Origin of the sequence: Nocardia veterana NBRC 100344 (assembly GCF_000308855.1) — a bacterium.
Classification (GTDB): Bacteria; Actinomycetota; Actinomycetes; order Mycobacteriales; family Mycobacteriaceae; genus Nocardia; species Nocardia veterana.
In genome coordinates this window covers 33,808-57,373 of sequence record NZ_BAGM01000101.1, presented here as the reverse complement: position 1 = coordinate 57,373, position 23,566 = coordinate 33,808, and the positions used below count along the sequence as shown (strand labels likewise).

Here is a 23,566-nt window from a genome sequence, read left to right as displayed (position 1 = left end):
TCACTCCTTGGCTGTTGCCTGGGCGGTATAGGTGGTGAAGAGGCTAATGCGGTCCGGCAGCTCCCGCGCTGTGCGGACTGTAGGCGCGATTGCACGCAGCTCATCGGCTGCCGTCACCACCCGCTCAACTATCGGTGTCGTTCGAAGCTCCACCGGCAGATCGAGCACTCTATAGATACACGCGCCAGCCGCGTCGAGGTCGCCTAGGCCGAGATGTGCTCGCGCGGCATCAAGTTCGGCCGCCGCGATGAACTCGGCAGGGCTGGACGAGGTGAAGGTATCGAGCGCGGCACGAGCCTGTATGAGGGCCTGTTCACTGTGGCGACGGCCGCCGAGCGCCAAGTGGACCTCCGCGGCGTAGTAGCGAGCCTTGCCGGGATCGAACCACATCACGCCCTGATCATGCCCGCTTGTCTCGACGCGCCCGAGCGCATCCATTGCTATGTCGAGAGCAGTCAACGCCGCTCGCTTGTCCGAGCATGCTGCGCGTGCACGGGCAAGCTGACTCGCGAGCCTCAGCCGCGTCGACGGGTCAGTCATGTCGGCCAGACCCGACTCGGCATATGTAGCCGCCCTGCGGTAATCCCCAGCCCAATAGGCCACGTTGGCCTGCACCCATCGAACGTATGCGCGCAGATGCTGGTCTTCGGCATAGTCGGCGGCGAACCATGCAGTTCGAGCGTGGGTGTCGGCGTCGTACGGGCGGCCGAGATCTGCGCAGGCATGCGCGAGTAGCGCGCATATCTGGCCCGCCGCCAAGTAGAGGTCTGGCAGGTATCGCGGTCGTTGCCGCGTGTCGAGCAGATCGAAGACCTCTCGTCGCAGCTGCGTCAATTGCGGCACAAGTTCAACGGGTGGCTTCGTGAGGTAGTCGCTGGCGAGATGCTGGACGTCGGCGTGCAGTTGATCGAGCACGTTCTGATCGACCCCACCGGCGCGACGCTTGACCCATCGTGCGGAGTCTTCGGTGGACATTGATATCTCCTGGGTGAGCTGATCGAGTGCGGTGGTAACCGCTTCTTCTGGGATTTCCTGTGTGTCGGGTCGCGACACAAGGGTCTCGAAAGACAGTCTCCACACTCGCTGCGCCACGCGCCGTGACGCGGCCCGCGCATCAACCACATCGCCAGCCATCCAACGACGTAGCTGGCGTTCCGAGAGTGTGGCAGTTTCCCCAGTCTGTCTCGCTACGGAGTTGAAGTGTTCGCACCACTCGGGGATCGTCCGGTCACCGATGCTGGAATCTGCCTTGCGAATCAGAGCTTCGAGCACGGTCCGCGGGCCTGCGTTGTCCATCGCTGTTCACCTCTAACTTGAGCGGTAACTCGAGGGTAGGCCGACGCAGAGATCTTCTCCGCCAGGCGATTCGGAGCGGCCGGAAAAAGTCCGTCAAATGTCCGGGTGCGGACATTGTTGCGACATCCCCAGCGCCGTGACCCTGAACACAGCGCGTATTGCCAGTTCGAGCGAATCTCCGCACAGCTCCAATTCGCTCCGGGCAGCGCCACCAGGAGCGAGACGAGAGGACTTGCGATGGACACCAGCGAACCAAACCACAAGCCCACGGCAATATGTCTTGTGCGCACTGATGTTTCAAGCACGGAGGCTGCGCGGCATGCAGACGCGGTCCAGCGTCACGCCTCGAAGTTGGGCTACTTCCCTCTGTATACGGTGCGGCCACCGGTCGACGATCCCGACCCGGTCGGGTACGCGATCGGTCTGGCCGCCGGCCTGAGCGTCGACGCGATGGTTGTCTACGATCTGGAGACAGTCGGCAACACCCCGAGCCGGGTGTGCGAGATCTTCGACCTCGAAACAGTCTGTCCTCCAACAACATGGGCCGCCGCTGCGTCAGGGCCCGTCGACGTGGCGCACGTGCACCCGGAGCAGCCGCTCACAGTCGGCTCGGCGCGGCAAATCATGCAGCAGCACTTGAAATGCCATGCCATCGAGTGCCCACGTAAGCCGAGCGCCTACAGCTTCCTCGTCCGGGCGGGCAAGATCGTCCCACCGGTCGATACCCCTCGCGAGCGTGCAGCGGCCCGGGGCATCGCGTTCCGGCCGCGCCCCGACAGCGACGTCCCGCTACCCGAGGTGGTCGATCTGGAGACGTTGCTGGATGTTTTGGCCGGGCTCACGGAGCACTCGCCGATCGGGAACCGGTAGCGGGTCGCCATGAGCTTCGCCGAACTGCTTGAAGCTCAACGAGAATCGCCGCTACCGCACGAGCCGGACATCGTTCTCTGCATCCGCATCACTGTCCCGAACGTGCATGAGCTGCGGTTCGTGGCGTGCATGTCGGCTGCGATGCGGTTCGTCGAACAGTGGGCCGCCGGCTATCCCGCCGTGATGGTGTCCTTCGAGCTGCCGCGCCGACAGTACCGCCGGTTGCCGTGTGAACGGTTGTGGACAGTTTCGTGACCGATGTCTGGATCTTCTGCACGGTGGCCGTCGGCGTGCTGCTCGTCGTTTTCGTCGGCGTGTTGTGCCGGCCGAGCCGGATCCCGAAAGGGCGGTCTGTGGAAGAGATACGCCAGCGCATCGAGGATGAAGAGGATGGCGAAGTATGACAGTGCTGCCAGCTAGTCTGACCAGCAACCAACCGACGACGGGAGCCCAGCATGAGCGACGCCGAACAGATCGGTTTCGACATCGACTTCGACGACCACACGCGAGCCTGGCTGGACTGGGTCGCCCCCGAGCATCGCCGGCAACAGGCCGAGCGATTCGCGGAATACGTTGGCCTTCCCGGCATTCCGGAATCACCATGGCCTGAAGGCGCACCGGAGATCGATCAGCTCTCGGAGGCTACCGCGCGACTCTTCCCGGACATGGAGACCGCGATGTCGCGCGACCGCTTCGAAGCCGCCGACCAATTCATCTGTTTTCTCGGCGAATGCTTCATCAAGTTCGCTGGCGCACAGTGGTTCGAATACACGTATTTCGGACGCGAATACTCGTTCTACGAGCAGATCAACCCCGCGCTCCGATACGGGATCGACGAGGACAGTGACACCGCCTGGGGATTGGTTTCCACGGTCGTGGAGTACGGCTTTCCGGAGGTAGCCGCCCAAATGCGCGACTACGCGGCCCGCTACGAACGGCGACAAACCGGCAGCTAAGCACCCGTTACTGTTCACAGCCGTATGTAGCCCAGCGCATCCCTGCTGACCTAATCCACATTCGGGGGTGGGCTCCGTCATGCCTGACGGCTACGACGAAATTCGGCGCGAGTATGACAGTAACGCGCGCGGACGGATCTTCGAGAACGGAACCGACCGCAATTATCGAGACCGCGAGAACGGCTACGTACAGCAGCCGAAGGAATACCGGACACCACACGGTGACCGAAGGTTCGACAAAGCCAGGGTCGACAAGAGCGGGCGCGTTCACGCGATAGAGGACAAGTCAGGAAGGGTCGGCGGGCGAAAGGACGAGCAGCAGTTCAAAAAGGACCGATGGCTCCTCGAACGCGGCGTGATCGACACATACCGCGTTCGCACTGTCGAGGGCGAGCCGATGTCCAAAGAAGCGCGCGAACTCCTGGAGGGATTGTGCCGCGACTTTCCGGGGCGCGTCACGCACCAAGTCATCTCCCGCAGCCAGGCCGAGCGGATCTTTGCGCTGGGGCGCGAACGCGAGAAGGACGCCCGGCAGCAGGAACTGATGTCGAAGCAGGACGTCCTGCGCCGCCAGCGTGCAGCGGAGCGGCTGAAGAAAGTGCGCGAAGCCGCCGAGCGACTGCGCGAGCGTGAACGAAAGCAACGCGAGCGTGATGACCGGCGCCGGCGAGCCGAGGAGCGACTGCCAAAGTTCCGCGAGGCAGCCGAACGGCTACGACTCCGCGAGGAGCAACGACGGCGCGACGAGCGGCTACGCGCCGAACGTGATGCCCGCGAGCAGGTCGCCCGCGAGTTCGGCGGAATCATGCAGAACATCAAGCGGCAAGATCGCGAAGCCAAGGAAGCCCGCGAAGCGCGAGAAGCCCGTGCGCTCGCGGAGTTGAGCGAGCTCAGCGCGTACACCGAGCAGGTGCAACAGGCCCGCGAGGCCGCCGACCAAGCTCGGCTCCAAGAAGCGACAAAAGCGGAAGAACGTGCGCGACTGGAGCGAGAGGCGATCGAGCGGGAGCGGAAGCAACGAGAGTTGGCCGACGAATTCCTGCGGACGAGACTGCCTCCGGACGTGACAGATCTTCTGTTCAAGAGTCGCCCGACCCCCGGCCTGGAACGCCTCCATCGGGAGCATCCCTCCCCAGGGTCGACCCGCGGCGGCAGGTCGGAACGCGAACGAATGAGAGAACGCGAACGTGGAGGGCGTGAACGCTTGTAACCCCTACTCGGCGACGAGTTCCGCTGAGGACTCCAATGCACGCGTTACCTTCTCCGGTACCCGCAGCGGTCCCGGCGAATAGGTGACGGCGCGCAAGGCACCGGTGTAGCGGAAGAGCCCGCGGCGTTGTCGCAGATCCCAGGCGACGGGACCGCGGGCGTCGACGCCGACCGAGATGCCGGTCCACGGTGCCATGCCGACGAGTTGCACCTGGTCGGGGAGGGTGGCGGCTGGGGTGCCGTCGAGGGTGAGGGTGAAGTCCCAGCGTAGGTGTGGGCGGACGGTCGCGTTCAGGGTGATCTCTCGGACCCCGACAGGAAGAGGTGCCGACACTTCCGTGTAGCGACCGAACGAGTTGAAGCCGAACACGATTCGGCCGTTCTCGACGTACAGCAGGTAGCCACCCTGGGGATCACCGTGCGCGACGAGGACACCCTCGTCGCCGGTTCGGTAACCGTCGAGTTCGGCGGTGACGGTGAAGTCGCGATAGGCGATCAGCCGTTGGGACCGATAGCGTTCCAGGGTCGGGGTGCCGGGCAGGATTCGCAACGGTGCCGACAGCCGCGCTTCCTCGGGTCGGCGGCGGGCGAGGTCCTGCCGCGTCAGCAGCGGGAAGACGGTGTTGCGCCAGGCCGCCTCGTCCCACGCCGCGGCGAGCTCACGCACCTGGTCGGGATATTGCGCTGCCACATCGTGGATTTCGGTCGGATCGGTGCGCACGTCGAACAACTGCCAGCGCGGCGCGTCCACATCCGCACCTGGTTCGTGCAGCGCCAACAGCTTCCAGCCGTCCCGGTAGAAGCCGCGGTGGCCGGTCATCTCCGAATACTGTTCGACATGTCGGGAGCGGGCGTCGAGATCACGCAGGACCTCCACCGCGGACACGCCGTCGAACTCCTTGGCGGGTAATCCGTTTCGCACGGTCGGACGGGCCACCCCGGCCAGTTCCAGCAGCGTGGGTGCCAGATCGGTGACATAGACGTATTCGTCGCGGATCTCGTTGCCCGGCAGCCCCTTCGGCCAGGAGATGATGAACGGCACCCGCACCCCGCCGGCGAAGGTCTGGCCCTTGTAGAACCGGAACGGCGTATTGGAGGCCTGACCCCATCCGCGCGGATAGTGCACCCCCAGCCGCGCGGTGCCGATCAACTCCTCGTCGTGCGGGACGTCACCGACCCAGTCCGGATCGTCGATGTGGGCGAATTCCGCGAGGTAGCTGCGGGTTCCGACCGGCCCGCCCTCCGCGGTGCCGCCGTTGTCGGAGGTGAACACGACGATGGTGTTGTCCAGCTCGCCGAACTGTTCGACGGTGTCGAGGATGCGCCCGAGACTCTGGTCGATGCTGTCGACCATCGCCGCGTATACCTCCATGTAGCGGGCGAACCGGCGCTGCTGCTCGGGCGGCAGCGAATCCCATTCCTGCGCTTCGTATCCGGGTTCGGTATTGCGGGGCTGCTGCCTGGTGCCGGGGGCGAACAGGCCCTGCTCCAGCTGTGCGGCGAACCGGCTCTGCCGCACCGCGTCCCACCCCTGCGCGTAGCGGCCCCGGTATTTCGCGAGGTCGACGTCCTTGGCCTGGAGCGGCCCGTGCATGGCGACATGGGCGAAGTACAGGAAGAAGGGTTTGTCGGCATCGTGGGCGCGCAGATCCTTCAGATACGAGATCGCCTTGTCGGTCAGATCGTCGGTGACGTAGTAGTCCGGCGGATACTCCTCGATATCGACCACGGAGGAATCGGAGACGATCTGATTCGGGTAGAAGAACGAGTTGAAGCCCTCCAGCGAACCGTAGTACCGATCGAATCCGCGCTGGGTCGGCCACGAATCCCGATGAGCCGCCGGGTTCATGGTGGCATCGCGGACCAGATGCCATTTGCCCACGGCGTAGGTGGCATATCCGCCGGACCGCAGGATCTCCGGCAGGGTCAGCACGTCGTCGGCCAGCTCCAGGCGCAGCCCCGGATAGCCGGGGTCGGCGTTGGCGACGAAGCCGAATCCGGCGCGATGGGAGTTGAGCCCGGTGAGCAGCGCCGCGCGGGAGGGCGAGCAGAGCGGGGTAGTGTGGTAGTTCGTCAGGCGGACACCGCGTTCGGCCAGCCGGTCCAGCGTCGGGGTGTCGATCTCGGAGCCGAACGGACCGATATCGCTGTAACCCATATCGTCGACCAACACCACGATGATGTTGGGTGACCCCGCGGGCGCGCTCGGCGGATAGTCCCAGGCCGGAGTGGAATCGCTGGTCGTGCGGCCGATCTCGCCGGTGAAGGCGTCGTATCCGCGGGCATACTCGGGCACTGGCATGCGATCAGGGAAACCGGCGCGGTCCGCATGCCACCAGGTTTTGGCGCATGGTGCGCGCAACCGGTGTTCGGTCCCGCCCGCATTGCTAGCGTCGGCCCATGTTCACGAGCCGTTGCCGCATGCCCCGAATCGGGTGCGTGCGCCGGTCGTGTCGCTGATCGGTACGCCGACGGCCGTTCGATATCGCTGACCCGCCCGGCGGGTCGTATTCCGAGGATCTACCCGAATGACTGCATCCACCGGTGTTTCGCGCCGGACCCTGCTCCGCACCGCGGGAATCACCGCGCTGGCGGTCTTCGGCGCCGGCGGTTCGGCCGCCTGCACGTCGGCGGTGGAGGAACAACGCGCCGCCGGCGACGACAACGCCGCCCCGGTGCGCGGCGGCACGTTGAAGATCGGGACCACGGTCGATCTGGTGCCGGCGAACCTGTTGACCAATACCGGTGCGGTGCCGCTGGTCATCGGCCTGGTCTACGAATCGCTGGTGCGCTACCCGCACGACGCGCTCGAACCGGCGCCGCTGCTGGCCACATCGTGGACCCTGGCGCCCGACGGCCGGTCCCTGGACCTGCGGCTGCGCGAGGACGTGGCCTATCACACCGGTCGCCCGTTCACCGCCGCCGATGTGGAGTTCTCCCTGCGCACCTACGCCGATCCGAAATGGTCGGCCCAGCTGAAGAGCACCGCCGCCGCGATCGTCGGATTCGACTCGGACACACCGCATCACATCACCCTGCGGTTCGCGCATCCGCTGACCAACATCTTCGATCTTCTCACCACCGTCCCGATGCTGGACCGGGAGACGCTCGGCGCTCCCGGCTCCGGCACCTTCGTCGGTACCGGCCCCTTCCGGCTGGCCGCCCGGGAGCCGAACACCCGCATCGTCTTCGAACGCAACGCGCATTACCGCGTTCCGGATCGGCCGTATCTGGACCGGGTGGAAGTGTCCATCATTCCCGACAGTCAGGCACAGTTGAACGCCCTGCGATCCGGGCGGATCACTATCGCCACCGGACTGACCTATCGGGACAACGAAAACCTCGCACGCTCGGCGGCATTCAAGACGATCAGCTTCACCGGCGCCGAGTTGCAGATCTATGTCGGCGCCAACGTGACCAACCCGGCCCTCGCCGACGTGCGGCTGCGGCAGGCAGTGGCCTATGCGCTCGATCGTGAGCGGATCATCTCCGAGGTGTTCCGCGGGGCGGGCTATCCGCTGAATCTGCCCTGGCCGAAATACTCACCCGCCTACGACCAGGCCCGCAATACCCGGTACGCCCGCGACGTCGACAAGGCCCGGCAGTTGGTGACCCAGGTCGGCACCCCGCCGGAGCTGCTGCTGTCCTATCCCACCGATGTCGCCTACTACGTGGACGTGGCGCAGATCGTGCAGGCGAATCTCGGCGACGCCGGGATCCGGGTGAAGCTGGATCCGAACGAGCCGTCGACATTCGTGAAAAAGCTCATCGGCGGCCAATTTCCGGGCCTGTGGGTGACCGATCACTCCTGGGCACAATTCGTCCCGTCGACCCTCAGCGTGAGCGCTTACCCCTTCAACGCCCGTAAGAACGCCTCGCACTACCAGTCCGCCGCGTACACCGCCGCCGCCGACTCCGCGTGGCAGATCCCACCGGGCGCGCCGCCCGGGCCCGCCTATGCGGAGTTGTCCGACCAACTGCTGGACGGGTTGTTCCTGATCGAGATCGGCGTCCGGTTGCAACAGTTCGCCGCCGCGCGCCGGGTCCACGGAGTGTCGTGGACCAAGAGTCGTGAAACCGTACTCACCGAGGCATTCCTGGCATGACCCGATATCTGTTGCGGCGCATACCCTCCGCGCTGCTGGTGCTGTTCGCGGCATCGATCCTGATCTTCCTGCTGCTGCGCTTGGTGCCGGGCGACCCGGCACTGACCCTGGCCGGCCCGGACGCCACACCGGAGGCCGTCACGGCGATCCGGCATCAGCTCGGGCTGGACCGCTCGATTCCGGCGCAGTATCTGAGCTGGCTGGGCGACATCTTCTCGCTGGATCTCGGCCGGTCGTATCTGATCGGCGGCCGGATCTCCGATCTGGTCGCCGACGGGCTGGGCAACACCGCGGTGCTCGCCGGCGCGGCACTGCTGCTGGCCGTCCTGCTCGCCGGCGCGGTGTCCGTGGCCGCGGTGGTGTGGCCCAGCCGCTGGCTGCATGCCGTGGTGGCGGCTGCCACGACGACCGCACTGGCCCTGCCGACCTTCGTGACCAGTGTGCTGCTGGTTCTGGTTTTCGCTGTCGCGCTGCCCGTCCTGCCGGCCGGTGGGCTCCCGCCCGACGGATTCATCGCCCGGCCCGATATCGCCGTCCAATACCTGATCCTGCCCGCGGTGTGCCTGGCCCTGCCCGCCGCGGCCGCGCTGACCCGGTTCCTCACCGAGGCACTGCGGACCGAACTGGGCAAGCCGTACGTTCTCACCGCCACCGCGCTCGGCATCCCGCACGGGCAGATCGTGATCCGAGGTGCGCTGCGCAACGCCCTGCCGTCCGCACTGACCGCTCTGGGGCTGCAGGCCGGTCAGTTGCTCGGCGGCGCGGTGCTGGTCGAGGCGGCCTTCGCCTGGCCGGGAATCGGATCGCTGATCGAGCAGGGCATCAGCCGCCGCGACTATCCGGTGGTGCAGGTGGTGTTGTTGCTGTCGGTCGCGATCTTCGTGGTGATCCAGCTGGTCACCGACCTGGCGCATGCCTGGCTGGACCCGCGCATCCGGATCGGAGGACTGTCGTGACCGAAACCGCAGTGGCCGAGGAGTTCCCGCCCGCCGTGGACGCCGGGGCGGTGGTTACGCATTCCTCGTCGCGCCGGCTGCGCAACGCGCAGTTGCTCGTCGGCGCCGGCCTGATCGCGCTGATCGCGCTCGCGGGCCTGGGGGCGGATCTGCTCACCGACTACGACCCGCTGGCCCAGATTCCGGGGGCCAATCTGCTGCGGCCCGGCGGTACCCACTGGCTGGGCACCGACCAGCTGAACCGGGACGTGTTCTCCCGGGTGCTGCACGGGATTCGGATCGATCTGCTGATCGTGTTCACCGCGGTGCCGCTCGGCGCCGTGATCGGCGCGGCGATCGGACTGCTGGGCAGCGTGAACACGGTGGCGGATGTGCTCGCCCAGCGGGTATTCGATCTGATCCTGGCATTCCCGGCACTCATCTTCGCCATCGCGCTGACCGCGATCACCGGGCCCGGCGCCCATGCGGTGTTCGTGGTCATCGTGGCCGCCGAGGTGCCGATCTTCGGTCGGCAGATCCGCACCGCGGTGCTGGCGATCCGGGAACAGTCCTATGTCGAGGCGGCGGAGGTGATCGGTGCCGGAACCTGGTGGACATTGCGCAAACATGTTCTTCCGAACGCGGTCGAACCGCTCGCCGTGCAGTTGTCGCTGTCGCTGTCGGTGGCGGTATTCCTCGACAGCGCCATGAGTTTCATCGGAATCGGTGTGCGGCCGCCGCAGCCCTCGCTCGGCTCGATCATCGCCGAATCCATCGCGAATATGGACGCCAACCCGGCGTTCGCCGTCGGACCACTCGCCGTGGTCGCGGCGTTGACTCTCGGATTCCTGCTGATCGCGCAGGGACTGGGCCGCGCCAGGAGGATCGGATGACGACCAGTAGCACCGATATCGGGACCCGAGACCACGCGCCCACGGTGGATCGAGCGGCCGAGGATCGCGACGAGTCCGGCGTGGTTCTCGACATCACCGGCCTGTCGGTGCGTTTCGGTGCGTACACCGTCGTCCACGAGGTGGGATTGCGGGTCCGGCGCGGCGAAGTGGTGGCACTGGTCGGGGAATCCGGATCCGGGAAATCGTTGACCGCCCGCTCGATCCTCGGGCTGCTCCCGGCGGGCGCGACGGCCGCCGGATCGATCCGCCTGAACGGAGCCGAACTGGTCGGCGAAACCGAAGACGGGTTGCGTGCGGTGCGAGGCACCCACGCGGCCATGGTCTTTCAGGATCCACAGACCGCCCTGAACCCGGTGCAGAAGGTCGGCACGCAATTGGTGCAGGCATTGCGGGCGCACGGGGCAACCACGGCCGCCGCTCGAGCGCGGGCGGTGGAACTGCTGGAGCTGGTCGACATTCCCGAGCCGCGGCGCCGCGTCGACTGGTATCCGCATCAGCTCTCCGGTGGGCAGAAGCAGCGGGTGGTCCTGGCGCTGGCGCTGTCCGGCGACCCCGATCTGCTGATCGCCGACGAGCCGACCACCGCCCTGGATGTGACGGTACAGGCCGAGATCCTGGATCTGCTGCGAAACCTGCAGCGGCGCAACGGCACCGCGATCCTGTTCATCTCGCACAATCTGGGCGTGGTAGCCGAACTCGCCGATCGAGTGGTGGTGATGCGGGGCGGCCGAGTGGTCGAGGCGCGGCCGGTGCGTGAGCTGTTCGCCGCCCCGGCCCATCCGTACACCCGGGCGTTGCTCGCGGCCGTGCCCCGATTGCCGCCACGCGCGGCGTCCCCGGCGCCCGAACCGGCAGCGCGGCGGGACGGTTCCGATCGCGAGCCCGTGCTGCGCATCGACGATCTGACCGTCGTCTACCGCGCGCACGGCAAGCAGTTCCGGGCACTGGACCGGGTCTCGCTCAGCGTGGCGGCACGCGAGGTGATCGGCGTGGTCGGTGAATCCGGCTCCGGCAAGAGCACCCTCGGCCGGGCGGCGCTCGGCCTGGTCCGGCCGCAGTCCGGGGAGGTCGTGCTGCGCGGGACGTCGTTGCGGGGGTTGAGCACGCGGGAACTGCGCGCCGCGCGCAAGGATGTCGCCCTGGTGCAGCAGGATGTGGGCGCGGCGCTCGACCCGCGCCGCAGCATCGGCGATTCGATCGGTGAACCGCTGCTGGTGCATCGCGCGGCCACCGGCTCGCTGTTGCGTGCCCGGGTGGGTGATCTGCTCGAATCGGTCCGGCTGCCACGGGATTACGCTCGGCGCCGGCCGGGCGAACTGTCCGGCGGCCAGCGGCAGCGGGTGGTGCTCGCCCGGGCGCTGGCGCTGGCGCCGCGATTGGTGGTGGCCGACGAACCCACGAGTGCCCTGGACGTCTCGGTGCAGGCGCAGGTCCTCGAGCTGTTCGCCGATCTGCGCGAGGAATACGGCTTCGCCAGCCTGTTCATCAGCCACGATCTGGCGGTGGTGCACGACGTCGCCGACCGGGTGCTGGTGCTGCGGGCCGGCCGGGCAGTCGAAACGGGCACGACCGCAGCGGTTTTCGGCGGCCCGACGCAGCCTTATACGCGGCGGCTGCTGGATGCGGTGCCGATTCCGGATCCGAGCCGCCGGTGAGGTGGGTTCAGCCCTGCTGGGCAGCCATGGCGGTGAAGGGCGCCATATCGAAGTAGTCGCGCCAGGCCACGATCTTGCCGTCGCGGACCTCGAAACTGCCCATCACCGGCAACTCGACCTTGTTCTCGCCGATGGTGAACCGGTCGGTGCGTTCGTTGAGCACCATGGCGCCGATCTCGGCCTGATGGTGGATATCGAAGTCGATATGGCCGAAGTTGCCGATGAAGCCGCGGAGGAATTCGAGGATCGCGGGCTTACCGGCCAGCGGTTCCATCGGGATGTTGTGATAGACGGCGTCGTCGCTGAAGTACTCGGCGATCGATTCCGGGGTGCCGGTGCGCCATTCGGCGCAGAAGGTGGTGACGAGTTCGCCGGGGGTGGGCATGCGCGGGCCTCCTCGATTTCTAGAACGCGTTACAGAATGCGCGGAGCCGAGGCGCGGGCGCAACCCCTCAGACCGGTAGCGGCAGATATTCGACCAGCGCACCGTCGGTGGCATGGGGCGGGACGACGACCAGGCCGTCCCGATCGAGCAGGCCGGCCAGATGCGCGGTACGGATGTGGACGTCCCCGATCCAGCCACCGTCGGCGCCGGTCCGCGCCGGCACGATACGGGGCACCGGGCCCGAGATCGCCCCGGCATTGTGCAGCGGCCCGGTGCGGATCCGCCCGGGAGCCCGGCCGGTCAGCCCGGCGACGACAGCGGGCGCCAATGCGCACAGCGTCGCCACCGCCGCATAGGGATTACCGGGCAGGCCGAGGACGACGGGACCGCCCGGCAATTCGGCCACCACCGTGGATCCTCCCGGGCGTAACCGCAAGCGGTGGACCAGGATTCGGGCCCGCGCCCGGTCCAGCGCGGCACGCAGCTGGTCGGCCGCACCACCGCCGGTCGCGCCGACGATCACGAGGAGATGGTCGTCGGATGCGGCGGTCAGCACCTCGTCGAAGCCGTTGGGGGTGTCGCGCAGATGCACGCGATCCGAGGCCTCGATCCCGTGCCAGGCGAGCAGATCCGGCAGCACCGGCCCGACCGAATCGCGGGTCTGGCCCTCGCGCAGCGGCCCCGCACTGCGAATTTCGTCGCCGGTCATGATGATTCGCGCCCGCACCGGTCCGCGCACTCGCACGGCGCCGACCTCGGCGGCGGTCGCCACCGAGATCAGGGCCGCAGTGACCGGCGTGCCCGCGGTGGCCACGATGTCGCCGATGTGCCAATCCTCGCCGCGGCGGCGCACATCGTCGCGGACCGGCGTGTCCGGGAGCCGATGCAGCACACCGTCGTCGAGCCGGACGAATTCGTCGCGGACCACCGCGTCGGTGCCCTCCGGAATATGGGCGCCGGTGGCGATCCGGACCGCCTCGCCGGGCAGCAGCCCGACCGGACGTTCCCCGCCCGCGAATCCGACATCGCGGCGCAGCCGCCAGGGTTCGGCGCCGGCTACCGCGTAGCCGTCCATCGCCGACACATCGAATCGGGGTAGCGGTGCTTCGGCGCGCAACGGTTCCGCCAGCGTCGCGCCGCGCACCGCCGCCGGCCGGGCCTCGTGCACCGGTAACCGGGTGATGTCCGTACTCAGCACGGTCCGTGCCCGGTCCAGCGGCAGCGGCGGCACGGCCGCCTGGGCTGCGCGCACCTGCTCCGGGGTATCGCAGTCGGCGATTCCGGCCAGCGGCACCATCATGGTGCCGACCGGGACGAGCGCCTTCATCGGCTGATTGGTGACCGAATCCAATTGCTGTAACGCCGCCAGCAGCGCCGCGCGCCGCCAGACGCCGACCAGATATTGCGGCCGGCCGGATTCGTCGGCCGCGAAGACCGCGTCGGCCTCGGAAGTTGTTGCGTGCTCGATCAATTCGTCGACGGCGGCCGGGGTGAGGAACGGCAGGTCGGCAGCCAGAACCACCACCAGATCGGCCGGAAAATCGCACTCCTGCAAGGCCCGCATCCCACACGCGACGGCCGCGACCGGACCCGCGCCCGCCGGAACCTCCTGCACCTGCCGGATCTCGGGCGCCAGCTCCGGACGATGCGGACCGACCACCACCGTGCGCACACAGCCCGCGACCGCATCGAGTGCGACGTTCAGCATGGCGCGGCCGCCGACCGCGATCGCCGGCTTGTCCACCCCACCCATCCGGGTGGCCCGCCCACCGGCCAGCACGATCGCATCGACTGTGGTCACAGCGGCCCACCCGGCAGGTTGATCATGAACCGATCGTAATGCGCGGGCCGGGGGACGCCGATGCGGTGCACTCGGTCAATCCCCGGGGGCACTGAGCAGCCGGAAGCGGTTGGTCTCCGGATCGGCCAGCACCGCCTGTGCGGGCGGATGCGGGGTGACATCACCGCACGGCACCGCCCCGGCGGCCGTCAGCCGCGCCACCTCACGCGCCGGATCGTCGGCCCCGAAGGCGACGACGTCCAGATGCAGCCGATCGCATTCGCGGGCCGCGACCCCGGTGCGCAGGAATTCCAACCACGGTCCCTGGCCGGTGGCCGAGCGAATACCCGCCATCCGCGATTCGTCATGGGCCAGCGGCCAGCCCGCCGCCGTGGACCAGAACCGAGCCAGCCGGTCGGGATTCGGGGTATCGACCACGATCGCCGCGACCGCGCCGGTGTCGACGTACTGCTCCCGCGGCTCCAGCACGCAGAACTCGTTGCCCTCCGGATCCGCGAGCACCGCCCACGGCACCGCGCCCTGCCCGATATCGACCCGCCGCGCCCCGAGTGCCAGGGCCCGATCCACCTGCACCCGTTGATGATCCAGCGAACGCCCCACCAGATCGAGATGGATCCGGTTCTTCCCGGATTTCGGCCGGGTCGTCGGGAGGAAGGTCAGCGCCACATCGGCGGCGTCGGGATCGGGCGCCGCCACCTCGACCGCGTGCGGCCGGTCGACGGTGATCTGCCAGCCGAGCAGTTCCGCCCAGAACCGGGCCACGCTCCGTGGCCGGATCGCATCGAACACCACGCACGCCAGACGGGTGGACATCACTCCACGGTAACCGCCGCACGGGGGATATGGGCGGATTCGACGATCGCGGGCGATGTGTGGCCGCCGGACGGGCAGCGGGTCAGTCGAACCGAAAACGCGCCGCGGCCAGATCGACGCGATCGCCGCGCAGCGGGCAACCCTCCTCGGCCAGCAGCCGAAGTTGGCGATGCACCAGGTGGGCGGCCGGGGTCCCGTCGGCGCGCAGAACCCGATGCCAGGGCAGGTCGGCCGAGTCGGTGCGCATGATCCAGCCGACCGTGCGCGGGGTGGACAGGCCCGCGGCCGCGGCGATATCGCCGTAGGTCGCCACCCGGCCCGGCGGGATGGCGGCGACCAGCTCCCGGACCCGCTCGATCTCGGCATCGGAGGTGGCCATCACAACACCGATCGGACGACGGCGGCGGTTTCGGCGGGCCGGGCCTGGGCCACCATGTGATCGCAATCGAACTCGTGCAGGGTGAACCGCGGCAGGGTCGCGAACGCGTCGCAGGTCTCGGGCGTGACGAACGGCGACTTTCCGGCCCGGACCAGCACGGTCGGGATCTGCGGCGGGGGCAGTACCCGAGGCCGCGCCAGCTGACCCCAGTACGAGGTGATCGCCGGCAGGCTCATCCGCCAGCGCACGCGTCCCTCGGGCGTGGTCACCAGATGTTCGGCCAGTTCGGCCTCGAGCAACTCGGGGTCGACATCGGCCCAGGCCGTCTCCAGTTTGTCGTGGCGCGCGGCCGCGATATCGGGATAGTCGGGCCGGGCCAGACCGGCTTCGGCGATCTCGTGGAGCAGCGCCGGGTCCAGCCCGATCGCCGGGTCGAGCAGGACCAGCGCCCGAACCAGGTCCGGGCGGCGGCGCGCGAGGTGGATGGCCACCGCCCCGCCGAACGAATGACCCAGGACGACCGCCGGCTCGGTCAGCAGCTCCAGCAGGTCGTCGACGATCTGCTCGAAGGTCCACGGCGGCAGCGAGCCGGCCCGGCCGTGCCCGCGCAGATCCGGGGCGAGCATTCGCACCTGCGGCAGCTCCCGCTGCGCCAATGCGGCCCAGCGGCGACCGTGACCGGTCAGGCCGTGCAGGGCGAGGACGAGCGGACCGTCGGCAGGGCCGAAGCGGTGAATGTGGGCGTCGTGCACTCGGCCATTGTGCCGCCGGGCGGGCGGTCCGGCGAACGGCGCGGGTGCGGGCGGCGGCGGCCGGCCGTGAAAGTCCCAGGCGCGCACCGCAAAATCGCGCCCCGTTCACCGCCGCGGTAGCGGGAGGCTGTCCGGATCGGTGAACGGGGTGGGAACGGGTGCGGTTGTGAGATTCCGCCGGAGAAAATATTCGGCGGCCGGTCCGGACCGATCGCCCGGGTCCAGAACGGCTGTCACCAGCGCTTATCCGAGTCACCGGTGCGGACGCGGGAATTGGCGAATACGCCCCGGTGCGCCTCGGCACCGATCACAGGTCGGACACATCCGATGCTGCGGGTGCGTTTGCTGGCACGGAATTCAATTCTGTCGGGGGTGTCTGTTGAAATAGCCGCTGTGATGCGATCGGATAGCTCGGTGCGACTGGTGCGCCGCAGTGAGACCGCACCCCGGCCACGCGAATGGGGTGCCGATGTCCGAACGTTGTTCGCGGGTGGGCTGGGCGCGGACCCGGGCTGGCGGCCCTGGCAGGTACTCGGCGGCCCCGGCACCGGCAAGACGTCCCTGCTCACCGACCTCGCCGTCGACCGCATCGCCGCGGGCGCCGATCCGGAATCGGTCCTCGTGCTCACCCACTCCAAAGCGGCCGCGCTGCGCGTGCGCACCGACCTCACCCGTCAGCTCGATGCCGTCGCTCCGGAGTTCGGCGGGGTGCCCGGGGCCAGCCGGGAGCCGATGGTGCGCACCGTCCACTCCTACGCCTTCGCCATCCTGCGCACGCACGCGGTCGCTCGCGGCAACCCGCCGCCGCGGCTGCTGACCGGATCCGAGCAGGATGTGGTGCTGCGCGAGATGTTGCGCGGCGAACTGGCGGACATGTCGGCCGGCGGCGCCGTGCTGTGGCCGCCCCGTCTGCACGCGGCACTGGGCACCAACGGCTTCGCCGAACAACTGCGCGATCTGATGCTGCGCGCCACCGAACGCGATATCGGTCCCGAAGACCTGGTCGAACTGGGCCGGTTGCACGAGCGCGAGGAATGGGAGGCCGCCGGTGCCTTCGCGCAGCGCTACGAACAGGCGATGCTACTGCGCTGGTCGGTCGGGGTGCAGGCGCCCGAGGCCAGCGCGCCCGCCCTCGATGCCGCCGAACTGGTGGGCGCGGCCCTGGATGTGCTGATCGAGGACGCCGACTTGCTCGATGCCGAACGCGATCGCATCCGCATGCTCCTGGTCGACGACGCACAACATGTGGATCCGCTTGCGGCCCAATTGATTCGGGCGATCGGGTCGGGGCCCGCGACCACCGTGATCGCCGGTGACCCCGATCAGGCCGTATTCAGCTTCCGGGGCGCCGACACCCGCTTCGTCACCGAACCCGACGCCCCGCCCGACCGCCGCATCGTCCTGCGCGACGACCACCGCTGCGCACCAGCGGTTCACGATGCGGTGGCGCGGATCGCGGCACGCATGCCGGGTCGCGCCGATCATCGTTTCGACATTCGCGCCGGTGGTCCCCATCTGCTCGGTGATCCGGCCGTCGACGGACAGGTGCTGGTGCGGGTGCTCACCACCCCCGCCAAGGAGGCGGCACTGATCGCCGACCACCTGCGCCGCGCCCATTTCAACGCGGAGGTGCCGTGGTCGCGGATGGCCGTCGTGGTGCGGTCGGTGCCGCTGTCGCTGGGGCCGCTGCGCCGCGCGCTCACCGCGGCCGGGGTGCCGGTGCTGCAGCCCAAGCCGGACACTCCGCTGGCGCGTCGCCGGGGCGCGGCCTGGATGCTGCAATCGCTGCGCGCCCTGCTGGTCGCCGAACGCGGCCGCGCGGAGCTGTTCACCGAGGACGACGCCTTGGATCTGCTGCTCGGCCCCTTGGGTGGTGCCGATCAGATCGCTCTGCGCCGGTTGCGCCGCGGTGTCCGCCGGGCGCTGATCGAACGCGGGCACTCCCGGGCCGATCTGTCCGGCGGTCGTGCCGAAGCCGTCACTGCCGCGGTGTCGGAGTCCGGCGAAACCGATACGGGGACAGTGGAATCGGCACCGGAGACCGGAAGGCAGCCCGGCCCGGGGCAGGTGGGCCGCCGCGCCGAGATCGACGAGCTCGGTGCTCCGTCCGACGGGCTCGCCCCCTATTCCGAACTCGACCGGTCCTCGGCGGTCGTGCTCCGTGATCTGATCACCGGACTCGGCGATCGAAGTATCCTTCAGCAACTCACCGACGTCGAGGTCGCGCCGTTGATCCGGGTACTGAAGGCGGTCGACCGGGCGCGGCGGGCGTCTCGGCGCGGTGCGGGGCTCGAGGACGTGCTGTGGGCGCTGTGGACGGTGTCGCGACTCGAGAAGCGCTGGGTGGCACAGTCCGAACGCGGCGGACCCGGTGCGGTGCAGGCCGATCGCGATCTGGATGCGGCGGTCGGGCTGTTCGACGCCGCCGCCGCTTACGTCGACCGGCTGCCCGGCGCGTCGATCGACGGATTCGTGGAATATCTGGAGCAGCAGGAGATCAACCAGGATCCGGCGCCGCTGACCGAACCCCGTGACGCGGTCGCGATCGTCAGCGCGCACGCGGCCGCCGGCCGGGAATGGGATGTGGTGGCGGTTGCCGGTGTGCAGGAAGGGATCTGGCCCAATCTGCGTCCGCGCGGCACGCTGCTCGGTGTCGAGGAACTGGTCGACCTCGTCGGCGGGGTGGCCGATCCCGGTGATCAGGTCAGCCGGTCGGCGCCCATCCTGGCGGAGGAACGCCGGCTGTTGCTGCTGGCCTGCAGCCGGGCGCGGCACAGCCTGCTGGTCACCGCGGTCGAATCGGTGACCGGCGACCGGGATCTGGTGCCTTCGCGGTTCCTGGCCGAACTCGACGCCGCGGCCGAACCGGGCGAGCCGGGACGGATCCCGGCGCCGGTCGATCCCGGCCGCGCACTGGTCGCGCAGGCCCTGATCGCCGAATTGCGCGGGGTGGTCTGCGACGACGGCGCCGATCCGGCGCGGCGGGAACGGGCCGCGGCGCAGCTCGCTCGGCTGGCGCGGGCCGGCGTGCGCGGCGCCCATCCCGACGAGTGGTACGGCATCGCGGCGCCGAGTTCCGAGCGGTCGCTCTGGGACGACGGTGACGGGCCGGTCGCCCTGTCGCCCTCGACCGTGGAACTGCTGCAAACCTGTCCGCTGCGCTGGGCACTGGAACGCCACGGTGGTGACGACGGGGACAACCCGCACGCGGTCAAGGGCAATCTGGTGCACACGCTGGTGCAGGCGCTCGCCGGCCGGGTCACCGAGGACGAGGTGAAGGCGGCCCTGGTCAGGGCATGGAAGGCGGTCGATCCGAGCTCCGGCGACGACGGCCCGAACAGCTGGCATTCGCGGCTGGAACTGCGCCGCACCGAATCTATGGTCGATACCTTTCTCGCCTGGCTGCGCAACACCCGCACCGAATTGTCCGAGGTCGGCGTCGAGGTACCGGTGGACTGTGTCCTCCCGGCCCGTGATCCGGACGAGGTCCCGGTGCGCATTCGCGGACGGGTCGACCGGGTGGAGCGAGATGCCCTGGGCCGCTTCGTCATCGTCGACGTCAAAACCGGGAAGACGCCGATCTCCAAACAGGCAGCGCAGGAGCACGCACAGCTCGCGACCTATCAGGTGGCCGCCGGCGCCGGTGGCCTGGCCGCCGATCCGGACGGGCCCCGCGGCGAGCCGGGCGGTGCTCGGTTGGTGTACGTCGCCAAACCGAGCCGCGACGGCGCCACCGAGCGGCTGCAGACCGCCCTGGATTCGGCCGGAATCGCGCAGTGGCGCAGCATGATCCACGAAGCAGCCGCCGCCACCCGCGGGCCCGGTTTCCTGGCCGTGCGCAACGACGGGTGCCGGCACTGCCGGGTGGCCGGGAGTTGCCCGTTGCAGGACATCGGCCGGCAGGTGACGGATCGATGACGATCACGCCCGCGGAATTGGCGCAGGCGCTGGGCCTGCCGCCACCCACCGACGAACAGGCCGCCGTGATCGCCGCTCCGCTCGGGCCGACGCTCGTCGTCGCCGGTGCCGGGGCCGGGAAAACCGAGACCATGGCCGCGCGCGTGGTGTGGATGGTCGCCAACCGGCTGGTCGCCCCGGATGCCGTGCTGGGACTGACCTTCACTCGAAAAGCCGCCCAGCAGTTGACCACTCGGATCCGCACCCGGCTCGCACGCCTGGCCGGGTCGCCGCTGCTGCGCGATATCGACAGCACCGGGCGGTTGCGCGCGATGCTGGTGGGGTCGGAACCGGAAATCAGTACCTACCACTCCTATGCGGGCCGATTGCTGTCCGAACACGGTCTGCTGCTGCCGGTGGAACCGTCGGCCACGTTGCTCACCGAAACGCAGCTGTGGCAATTGGCGCACCGCGTCGTCACCGGCTGGGACGGTGATCTGGATACCGAGCGCACGCCGGTATCGGTGACCGAGGCGGTGCTGGCCCTGTCCGGTCAGCTCGCCGAACATCTCGTCGAGCCCGAACAGCTGGCGGTCGCGCATCGAGAGCTGGAGCGGCTGGTGGAGACGCTCCCGCCCGGACCCCGGCAGCGTGGCGGGCCGAACCAGGAACTGCGCACGATCGTCAAGGTGCAGCAGGACCGGGTTGCGCTGCTGCCCTTGGTCGCTCGGCTCGGCGAGGAGTTACGCCGCAGGGGCGCATTGGATTTCGGATCGCAGATGTCGCTGGCCGCCCGGCTGGCGGCCACCCATCCGGAGGTCGGCGTGGCCGAATGCGACCGCTTCCGCCTGGTCCTGCTCGACGAATACCAGGACACCGGCCACGCGCAGCGCATCCTGCTGGCGTCACTGTTCGGCGATCGAGGCGCCGTCGGTATTTCCGCCGCGGAGGAGCGGAGCCCGGATTTCGCGGCCCGTCCGGCCGTGACCGCGGTGGGTGATCCGATGCAATCCATCTACGGTTGGCGCGGCGCCTCGGCCGCCAATCTGCCCCGCTTCACGACTGATTTCCCGGCCGCGCCGGGGGTGCCCGCACCGGTGCTGCCGCTGCTGACCAGTTGGCGCAACCCACCGGAGGCACTGGATCTGGCTAATCTCGTCGCCGAACCGCTGCGCGACGCCGAGGGTGGGGTGACCGTCGATCCGCTGCGCCCGCGCCCGCAAGCCACGGCCGGAACCGTGGCTCTCGCCCTCACCGAGACCGTTGCCGACGAACGAGAGTGGGTTGCCGAACGCATCGCGGCCGAATGGGAGCAGCATGCCGAGGCCGGCCGGCCGCCACCCACCTCGGCGGTGCTGGTGCGGCGCAACGCGGATGCGGCGCCGCTGGCCGAGGCCCTGCGGGCGCGGGGGCTGCCGGTGGAGATCGTCGGGCTGGGTGGCCTGCTCGCCACGCCCGAGGTCGCCGATGTCGTGGCCACCCTGCGGTTGATCGCCGACCCCGGGGCCGGCAGCGCGGCGATGCGGATCCTGACCGGCGCTCGCTGGCGGCTGGGGGTGAGTGATCTGGCCGCGTTGTCACACCGCGCGCGGGAGTTGTCGATCGTCGGACAGCACGGCCGCGCCGAGCCGATCACCGATGCCGCGACGCTGTCGGACGCGTTGCGCGCGGTGGCGCCCGAACCGGCCGAACAGGCGGGTATCGCCGACGCGATCGCCGACCCCGGTCCGCCGGACCGGTATTCGGAGTCGGGCTACGCGCGCATCGTGGCCCTCGGGCGCGAGTTGGCGGCGCTGCGTGAGCGCAGCGGTCAATCGCTGCCGGAACTGGTCGCCGACGTCGAACGCACCATCGGGGTCGGGGTGGAGACGCAGACCCGTCGCGCCGCGGTGGGCGCGGGGGCCGGCCGCGAGCATCTCGACGCCTTCGCCGAGGTGGTCGCCGGATACGCCGGCGACCACCGTGCCACGCTCCCCGGCCTGCTGAGCTTCCTCGCCGCCGCCGAAGAGGTCGAAAACGGTTTGGAGCCGGGTGAAGTCGAGGTCGCCCACGACCGGGTTCAGGTGTTGACGGTGCACGCCGCCAAGGGGCTGGAATGGGAGGTGGTGGCGGTCCCGCATGTGGTGCGCGGCCTGTTCCCGTCCGGCACCGCCGCGGGGACCTGGCTCGGCGCACTCGCCGAACTACCGACCTCGTTGCGCGGCGACCGGCAGCGCGAACCCGATTCGGAGGCGCCCGGTTCCGCGGCGGCACGCGACGGTGTGCCGGTGCTCGATCTGAGCGAGCTGTACGACCGCAGCGATCTGGAGCAGGCGATCAAACAGCACAAGGAGGCGTTGGCCCGGCGGCGACTGGACGAGGAGCGACGGCTGTTCTACGTCGCCCTCACCAGAACCGAACGCGCACTGTTCGTTTCGGCTCATCACTGGGCCGAGACCGGTTCCTCGCCGAAGGGCCCGTCGGATTTCCTGCTGGAGCTGAAGCGGTGGACCGAAGATCCGGGCTCACCGGGCAGCACCGCGGTCCGGATCGACCGGTGGGCCGATCCGCCGCCCACAGACGCGGTCAATCCGTTCACCGACGACCCCGCCGTCGCGCGGTGGCCGCGCGATCCGCTCGGGCCTCGCCGCCGTGCCGTGGAGGAGGGTGCCGCCCTGGTCCGCGCTGCCCTGGCGGAACTTCCGCCCGATTCCGACCCGTCGGCGCCGCCCGCTCCGGCACGGCAATTGGACCTGTTCGAGGATCTGGCCGCCGACCCGGAACCCGGCGAGGACCTCGATCCGGAGGGCTGGGCCGCGGATGTGGACGCGCTGCTGGCCGAACATTTCTCGACCGCGGACGGGATCCACGAGGTGGAGCTGCCGGCGCAACTGCCCGCCACCGCGCTGGTCGATATGCGTGCCGATCCGGCGAAACTGGCGGCCCGGCTGCGGCGCCCGCTACCGTACCCGCCGAGCCCACTAGCCCGGCGCGGCACCGCATTTCACGCCTGGTTGCAGCGCTGGTTCGGCGCGGTCGGGCTGCTGGACTTCGACGAGTTGCCCGGCGCGGCCGACAGCGGCGACCGCGACGGTGATCTGATTCGGCTACAGGAGGCGTTTCTGGCCTCGCCGTGGGCGAATCGCAATCCCGTCGATGTGGAGGTCGGCTTCGAAACCAGTATCGGCGGCACCCTGATCCGTGGTCGGATGGACGCGGTGTTCAGCGAGCCCGGCGATCGCTGGCTGGTCGTGGATTGGAAAACCGGCGCCGAACCCACCCGAACCCAGGAACGCTCGGTGGCCATGCAGTTGGCGGTCTACCGGGTGGCCTGGGCTCGCATGATGGCCGCCCGGACCGGGGAATCGGAAGAGCAGATGCTCGAAAAGGTCAGCGCCGCATTCCATTACGTGCGCAGCGGGCGAACCGTGGCCCCCGCGGAACTGCCCGGCCCCGCCGAACTGGCCGAGTTCATCGCCGCATCCGCGCCGCCCTGGGCTCCGGCCGCATCGCCGGAATCCGACCTCGACGCCGAACCGCCGCCCGACCCGGCGTACCTCTCCGAAGCCGATCTCGCGCCCGAGGATCATCCGCCGGCCGACGTCGACTGACGTGAAAA

General features: G+C 69.0%; 18 protein-coding genes. 11 read left to right on the top strand and 7 right to left on the bottom strand.

Translation table 11 applies throughout. The annotated features are described in order from the left end of the window. Positions 1-1,296: an NsdA family TPR-like regulatory protein gene (locus ON37_RS19280; RefSeq protein WP_157171507.1), complete on the bottom strand. Its 1,296-nt coding sequence runs from the start codon at positions 1,294-1,296 to the stop codon at positions 1-3. A gap of 237 nt (positions 1,297-1,533) precedes the next feature. On the opposite strand from ON37_RS19280, the gene ON37_RS19275 reads away from it, so the two are divergent. The 5 genes from ON37_RS19275 (at position 1,534) to ON37_RS33000 (ending at position 4,332) form a co-directional block, all read left to right on the top strand. Beyond that, on the top strand, positions 1,534-2,166 hold the full coding sequence (locus ON37_RS19275; RefSeq protein ID WP_157171506.1) for a hypothetical protein: 633 nt from the start codon (positions 1,534-1,536) through the stop codon (positions 2,164-2,166). Between the two features lie 9 nt (positions 2,167-2,175). Next, positions 2,176-2,421: a hypothetical protein gene (locus ON37_RS19270; protein WP_040721116.1), complete on the top strand. Its 246-nt coding sequence runs from the start codon at positions 2,176-2,178 to the stop codon at positions 2,419-2,421. Next, positions 2,418-2,570, top strand: a complete 153-nt coding sequence (locus tag ON37_RS33005; protein ID WP_157171505.1) for a hypothetical protein — start codon at positions 2,418-2,420, stop codon at positions 2,568-2,570. The genes ON37_RS19270 and ON37_RS33005 overlap by 4 nt, the downstream gene beginning before the upstream one ends. Before the next feature lie 51 nt (positions 2,571-2,621). Beyond that, positions 2,622-3,122 (top strand): hypothetical protein, encoded by a 501-nt coding sequence (locus ON37_RS19265; RefSeq protein ID WP_040721115.1) that lies wholly within the window; start codon positions 2,622-2,624, stop codon positions 3,120-3,122. A gap of 79 nt (positions 3,123-3,201) precedes the next feature. Further along, on the top strand, positions 3,202-4,332 hold the full coding sequence (locus tag ON37_RS33000) for a hypothetical protein (protein ID WP_157171504.1): 1,131 nt from the start codon (positions 3,202-3,204) through the stop codon (positions 4,330-4,332). 3 nt (positions 4,333-4,335) lie between these two features. On the opposite strand, the gene ON37_RS19250 is transcribed toward ON37_RS33000, so the two are convergent. Then, entirely contained in the window at positions 4,336-6,633 is a 2,298-nt protein-coding gene (locus ON37_RS19250; protein WP_040721112.1) for an arylsulfatase, read from the bottom strand. Between the two features lie 226 nt (positions 6,634-6,859). Between ON37_RS19250 and ON37_RS19245 the strand changes: the two genes are divergently transcribed. The 4 genes from ON37_RS19245 (at position 6,860) to ON37_RS19230 (ending at position 11,941) form a co-directional block, all read left to right on the top strand. Continuing rightward, entirely contained in the window at positions 6,860-8,437 is a 1,578-nt protein-coding gene (locus ON37_RS19245; RefSeq protein ID WP_040721110.1) for an ABC transporter substrate-binding protein, read from the top strand. Next, positions 8,434-9,393 (top strand): ABC transporter permease, encoded by a 960-nt coding sequence (locus tag ON37_RS19240; protein WP_040721109.1) that lies wholly within the window; start codon positions 8,434-8,436, stop codon positions 9,391-9,393. Before ON37_RS19245 ends, ON37_RS19240 begins: the two co-directional genes overlap by 4 nt. 77 nt (positions 9,394-9,470) lie before the next feature. Further along, on the top strand, positions 9,471-10,265 hold the full coding sequence (locus ON37_RS19235; protein WP_210741716.1) for an ABC transporter permease: 795 nt from the start codon (positions 9,471-9,473) through the stop codon (positions 10,263-10,265). Then, positions 10,262-11,941: a dipeptide ABC transporter ATP-binding protein gene (locus ON37_RS19230; RefSeq protein ID WP_083893118.1), complete on the top strand. Its 1,680-nt coding sequence runs from the start codon at positions 10,262-10,264 to the stop codon at positions 11,939-11,941. The genes ON37_RS19235 and ON37_RS19230 overlap by 4 nt, the downstream gene beginning before the upstream one ends. Positions 11,942-11,948: 7 nt before the next feature. Here ON37_RS19230 and ON37_RS19225 read toward each other — a convergent pair whose 3' ends face one another. The 5 genes from ON37_RS19225 to ON37_RS19205 all read right to left on the bottom strand — a co-directional run bounded on the left by ON37_RS19225 (position 11,949) and on the right by ON37_RS19205 (position 16,071). Continuing rightward, positions 11,949-12,326 carry a limonene-1,2-epoxide hydrolase family protein gene (locus tag ON37_RS19225; protein ID WP_040721108.1) on the bottom strand — a complete coding sequence of 126 codons (378 nt, stop codon included), beginning with the start codon at positions 12,324-12,326 and terminating at the stop codon, positions 11,949-11,951. Positions 12,327-12,393: 67 nt separating this feature from the next. Beyond that, on the bottom strand, positions 12,394-14,127 hold the full coding sequence (locus ON37_RS19220; RefSeq protein WP_040721107.1) for an NTP transferase domain-containing protein: 1,734 nt from the start codon (positions 14,125-14,127) through the stop codon (positions 12,394-12,396). Between the two features lie 75 nt (positions 14,128-14,202). Then, a complete protein-coding gene (locus tag ON37_RS19215) occupies positions 14,203-14,940 on the bottom strand; it encodes a VOC family protein (RefSeq protein ID WP_040721106.1) in 738 nt (245 codons plus the stop codon). An 82-nt stretch (positions 14,941-15,022) separates the two neighbouring features. Then, the gene (locus tag ON37_RS19210; protein WP_174362121.1) at positions 15,023-15,319 is read right to left on the bottom strand and encodes an MGMT family protein; all 297 of its coding nucleotides are present in this window, start codon (positions 15,317-15,319) and stop codon (positions 15,023-15,025) included. Beyond that, the gene (locus tag ON37_RS19205) at positions 15,319-16,071 is read right to left on the bottom strand and encodes an alpha/beta fold hydrolase (protein WP_040721104.1); all 753 of its coding nucleotides are present in this window, start codon (positions 16,069-16,071) and stop codon (positions 15,319-15,321) included. Before ON37_RS19205 ends, ON37_RS19210 begins: the two co-directional genes overlap by 1 nt. A 396-nt stretch (positions 16,072-16,467) precedes the next feature. On the opposite strand from ON37_RS19205, the gene ON37_RS19200 reads away from it, so the two are divergent. Next, entirely contained in the window at positions 16,468-19,989 is a 3,522-nt protein-coding gene (locus tag ON37_RS19200) for an ATP-dependent helicase (protein ID WP_040721102.1), read from the top strand. Further along, positions 19,986-23,558 carry an ATP-dependent helicase gene (locus tag ON37_RS19195; RefSeq protein WP_083893117.1) on the top strand — a complete coding sequence of 1,191 codons (3,573 nt, stop codon included), beginning with the start codon at positions 19,986-19,988 and terminating at the stop codon, positions 23,556-23,558. The genes ON37_RS19200 and ON37_RS19195 overlap by 4 nt, the downstream gene beginning before the upstream one ends. Positions 23,559-23,566 lie beyond the last annotated feature (8 nt).